A 5,214-nucleotide genomic window follows, 5' to 3' on the forward strand; every position below is an offset into this window, starting at 1 on the left:
CATAGGGTGCGCCTCGGCGCACCATCCAGGTAATAGCGACAATTTCGCGGCTACAGCGGCGTGCCTTGTCTGAAACTTTCGGTGGATGGCTATAAAAAACGGCCTCTTGCGAGGCCGTTTTGTTTTTTGCGGGCGGTTACGGATTGTTGTTGCCGTACACGTTGTTGCTGTCGTCTCCCTGGAAGGTGTTGCCGCCACTGCCGCCGGTTTTGGCCGCGCCGAAGACGCCGCCCCAGTCGCCATATTCGTAGGCGGAGCCGTATTTGTCGTCGGGCTTGACCGAGTTGAAGGCGCCACGGAAGGCGGCTTCGTCGTTGCCGGGGATGTAGGCGCGGTCTGCCGTGCCGACGATGGTGTTGCCGATGACATCGCCCTGGAAGTGGACGAGTTTGTCTTTGAGCACGGTCGGTTTGTCCAGGCTTTGCAACCAGGCGTTATAGACGTCGCCGGTGACTTTTTTCTGGCCGACGTTAAAGGTGGCATCGACGAAGTTGCCCAGCCCCATTTTGGCCTGGTCAAAGCTGAAAGCGTTGGGCAGTGAATGACCGCCGCCGACGTTGTTGGCATCGCCGGTGATGCCGTGGAAGCGGTTGTTGATGCCGTACATCAGCGCGTGGCCGCTGTACTGGAAGACGGCATCGCTCGGCAGCGCCGCCATCTGTTCGATGCTGGTCGCGTTCACCCCGCGGAAGAAGTAGTGATCGACGCCGTTCGGGTCGTTTTTGTAGGTGAGCGGCGCGCGGAGGAAGCCGTTATCCAGCAGGTTTTCGCCGTCGGCGAGGTCCAGTTTGGTAGTCACCCGCCCGTACTGCACGTATTTGAGGGTCGTGGGGACAGCGCCGATGCTGTATTCGTTCGGCGGGCTTTCCAGATCCGACACAAATTCATGATATATAGCTTTTGCCGCCGACTTCCCGCTGCTGTTTGGAGGTAGCCGCAACAGGCAGGCGGTTTTTGACCTGGGCGACGAAGGAACGCGCGCCGCTGTAGCTGTTCAGGCTGACCGGCTGGATTTGGCCTTTTTCCTGGTCGGCCCAGGCGAGGTGGTAATGGCCGAAGATGCGCGTCTTGGTGTTGTGGTGATCGACCCATTTGCCGTTTTCCCATTTCAGCTCTTCGCCGAGGGTGGCGCGACCGGGATTGTTGCTGTTGCGGTACGGGTCGCTGTCGCCGACGCGAATGAGGCCGTTGGTGATGTCGCCGGTCGGCTGGATTTCGAGGTCGCGGTCGCGCACTTTCGGGCCGCCCTGGTTGTTGCCGTCTTCGCCCCAAACAAGGTCTTCTTTGCCTTCGCCATCGACGTTGTTATCGACGCGGCGGGCGCGCGGGTCCCAGCCTTCCAGCGTCGCCCAGTTTTCAAAGGCACTGTCCTGGGTACTCCACCAGATGAGGTTGGCGCCGAATTTTTTCTCGTATTCGGGTTTGTAGCCGGGGGTGCCGGGTTTCCAGATGCGTTCATCGCTATAGCGGATGGGGTAGCCGTCGTAGGGGGAACCGCTCTGCAATTCTTCGCGCCAGCCGTCGTAATGCGGGCCGCGAAATTCGCCTTGTTTGCCGTTCCCCTGGTTGGCGGCATCTTTCCACTCAACAGTCAGTTTCCAGTTGCGGGTTTGTCCGGTACCTGTTGCGGCGCAATTGTTGCCGCAGTCGCCCGTCTTGTTATACGCATTGACGGGACTGGCAGCCCGCCAGTCATAGATGGCATTGCCACTGGCGTCTTTTCGTCCGGTATCGTAACTTTCCTGATAATTCCAGGTTTGCACCAGCGTCCATTTCCAGTCATTCGGCACCGGATTTTTCAGCGGGCGAACGGATTTGTGCTGGCGAATAGCGGTGAAGTCATCGCGATCCAGATAGATATGTTCGTGGGTGTAGTTCGGATTGGCGTTGAGCGCACCGCCAAATCTGCCCGAAGTTTCTTTGCGATAAGGTTCGTTGGGATAACGCGGCTGTCCCGGGACATAGTTGGGATAATACGGCGTTTCTGCCATATATTGCGGATAGGCGCCATTGGGCCAGGTGCCGCTATATTGGCGTACTCTCCAGTCCACCGCATAATCATCGGCAGAATTGTTTTTCCATTTGTGCGCATAGCTGGCATCATTATTGGGATCCCGCGTATTACCGTCGGCAGTTCCCATATTGCCATTGCGCGTAATGCTGTTATCAAATTTTTGTCCCCACGGAATCGGCCACGGCCCGACGCCAATGTTAGGTGCATGGCGGGTAATATCACGCCCTTCCTGGGTGTAATACGTGGAATCGACTTTCAGATTGGCTTCCATTTCTGCCAGCGGATATTTTGGCTGGTCTGGTTTAAGAAATTCGGTTCCTTCTTTTTTATCCATCAATGCGCGATGAGCTGCCGGATCATTGCCAACATTGGTATTGGGATAATCCACATACGGCTGTTTGTATTCATAGCGCAGGGTATAGACGTGATCGACCCGTTCGCGGGTAAATTCGCCTTTTTTGTCGAGGTTGTTTTCGATATGGGTGTCAATGTCGTGTGTCACCGGATCGAGGCGATTGTCCGCCTTGCTGAAATCCGCCGAGCCGAATTGTTTGAATGAACCGGCGAGAATATCGACGTTTTCAAAGTTCGAGACTTGCAGGCTTGGCGTCGTTTGCGGTTTGCCGTCGCGGGCGAGCGGCTCGGCTTCCAGTCCGCCGGTGAATTGCGCGCGTACGCCCCGGTCTTCCTCGCGCTCCAGGTCGCGACGGGCAAGGACGATATTGGTCAGTGGGCGACCATGATCACCACGGAGAGGTTCGTCAATTCCATATGGTGAGTTCCTGGTTTGAAAACGCCGCGGATTTACGGTGCGGCGCATTATAAATGTGAACTTACCGGCGGAAAAAAAAGTTTTTTACCGGGTTGGCAAGAATTTTGCTAAGCGGCGCCGCCCGGGTAGGGAAGCGTGGCATCTGCCGCCGCGAATCCCGTACAATGCGCCGCGAAAATTCATATGGAGAACACAGACATGACCCGAAAAACCGCCCCCGTCGCCATCATCGGCGCGATGGAGCAGGAAGTCGCCCTGTTGCACAGTCGCATCAGCCAGGCGCATCAGGAAAAAGTCGCGCATATCGCCATCACCCGCGGCCTGCTTGCGGGCAAACCGGTGCTGCTCGCGCAGAGCGGCATCGGCAAGGTGAACGCCGCCATCACCACCACCGTGCTGCTGGAGAAATTCGGCGCCGGCTGCGTCATCAACACTGGCAGCGCCGGCGGCCTGCAAGGCGGGATGAAGCAGGGCGATGTCGTCGTCGGCATTCAGACCGCGCACCACGACGCCGACGCCACCGCTTTCGGCTACGCCATCGGCCAGTTGCCGCAGATGCCCGCCCGCTACGAAGCCGACGCCGGGCTGATTGAGCACGCCGCCCGCGCCGCTATCGCTTTTGACGGCGCCGCCATCCACCGCGGGCTGATTGTCAGCGGCGACCAGTTCATCAATCACCCCGACAAAATCGCGCGCATCCGCGCGCATTTCCCCGATGCGCTCGCGGTGGAAATGGAAGCCGCCGCCATCGCCCAGACTTGTTACCAGTTCGCCCGTCCCTGCGTCATCATCCGCGCATTGTCCGACTTGGCCGACGGCGAGGCGGAATACAGCTTCGAGACTTTCCTGCAAATGGCGGCGACGCACTCCGCCGAGATGGTCGAAAACCTCGTCAAGGCTTTATAAAAAGGAACCCGCCATGAAACTGCACACCCCCATCAGCCTCCTCATCCCGCTCCTGTTCACCGCCTGCGGCGGTGGCGGCGACAACACCCCCGCCGACCCCAAACCCTCGCCGCCGGTCGCCACGCCGGACAACAAACCACAGGCGGTGCTGGAAGACGTCAGCCTCGGCGACATCATGCTGCCGCCGCGCAGCGTCGCCCGCCCGGACGCCGCCACCCAGGCGAAAGTGAACGAAGCCTTCGCCGCCACCAACCAGTTGCGCGCGGAAAAAGGCCTCGCGCCCCTGACTTACAACGAAAGCCTAGCCGCCTACGCCACCATCCGCGCCAAAGAGCTCGCCACCCAGGGGCAACAGATTGAGCACAAACGCGCCAACGGCACCAACCCGCTCGACGACGCCAATTTCAGCGGGCGCGGCGCGCTTGCCGAAAACATCGGCGCCGACAAAAACGGCAGTGCTGCCAGCATCATTCAGGCTTGGCGCAACAGCCCGCACCACTACGACACCATCATCAGCAAAGACTTCCAGAACATCGGCATCGGCTACTACTACGACCCGAACAGCGTCTGGAAATACTACTGGACGCAAACCTTCAGCGGCGGCAGCACCAACAGCATTTACCGCTTCATCACCCCGATTGACCCCGCCGCCGCCCGCGACGCCGTGCGCAACGCGGTGCAATACGACAGCGCCGCTCGCCTCACGATTAACGCGCCGCTGGACCGCCTCGGCGGCGGCGACACCCACCTCGTCAGCCTCGGTCGCGAACACCGCATCAACCTGCTGCCGCCGCGCAACCACGGCTGGTCTTACCAGACCTTTGGCGCCATCAGCGACAACAGCGGCGTGCCGGAAGCCTATCTCAACGTGGGCAAACCGTTCGTGCCGGGCGACGGCGCCGAGCTGCACGCCAATTACCGCGGCACGGCCATCGGCGACCTCGGCCAGCACGACCGCGTTAATGCCGACGTCAGCGCCCGCCTCGATTACGGCCAAAGCAGCAAAACGCTCAGTCTCAATATTCACAACGCCACGCGCAGCAGCCTGAACGCCAACAACGCGACGCGCGACGCCCGCCTCGATTTCAGCGACACCCTCAACTGGAACGGCAATACCGGGCGCTTTGAAAGCGAAACGGGCAACGCCCGCCTCTACGGCGGCGGTGAAGAGCTGGGCGGCCAGTTCAGCCGCGCCGTTGGCAATGAAGCCTACCGCGGCGCTTACGGGGCGAAGAAAGTGCAGTAAGCCACGCCAACGCAAAACGCCGACGACCGTCGGCGTTTTTTGTGAGTGATTTTTTGATGTCGGCCTATGTTAGAACCTGTTTGGAGTCTGCGGGTACAAGCGGAATTTCCCCTCCCCCGCAGGGCGAAGCCCGCAGCGGGGGAGGGACAGGGTGGGGGTGGGCGATATTGCTCATGAACTGAAATTACTGTTTTTCAATGGATTTTCTACCCCCACCCCGACCCTCTCTCTTGCTTCGCAAGCAATGCTTGTCGCTGCGCGAGCTGTCCCAGTCCC

Annotated in this window: 4 protein-coding genes; 2 read left to right on the forward strand and 2 right to left on the reverse strand. The window is 59.7% G+C overall.

Annotated features, from left to right (window positions below):
* Nucleotides 1–136: 136 nt before the first annotated feature.
* Entirely contained in the window at nucleotides 137–880 is a 744-nt protein-coding gene (locus Q0349_RS08770; protein ID WP_298080482.1) for a transferrin-binding protein-like solute binding protein, read from the reverse strand.
* Between the two features lie 4 nt (nucleotides 881–884).
* Nucleotides 885–2,834, reverse strand: a complete 1,950-nt coding sequence (locus Q0349_RS08775) for a hypothetical protein (protein ID WP_298080483.1) — start codon at nucleotides 2,832–2,834, stop codon at nucleotides 885–887.
* Nucleotides 2,835–2,984: 150 nt separating this feature from the next.
* Here Q0349_RS08775 and Q0349_RS08780 point away from each other — a divergent pair, with 150 nt between their 5' ends.
* The gene (locus Q0349_RS08780) at nucleotides 2,985–3,692 is read left to right on the forward strand and encodes a 5'-methylthioadenosine/adenosylhomocysteine nucleosidase (RefSeq protein ID WP_298080484.1); all 708 of its coding nucleotides are present in this window, start codon (nucleotides 2,985–2,987) and stop codon (nucleotides 3,690–3,692) included.
* A 13-nt stretch (nucleotides 3,693–3,705) separates the two neighbouring features.
* Entirely contained in the window at nucleotides 3,706–4,938 is a 1,233-nt protein-coding gene (locus Q0349_RS08785) for a CAP domain-containing protein (RefSeq protein WP_298080485.1), read from the forward strand.
* The last annotated feature ends 276 nt before the right edge of the window (nucleotides 4,939–5,214 follow it).

The sequence above is a fragment of the uncultured Cardiobacterium sp. genome, from assembly GCF_938028185.1.
Taxonomy (GTDB): domain Bacteria; phylum Pseudomonadota; class Gammaproteobacteria; order Cardiobacteriales; family Cardiobacteriaceae; genus Cardiobacterium.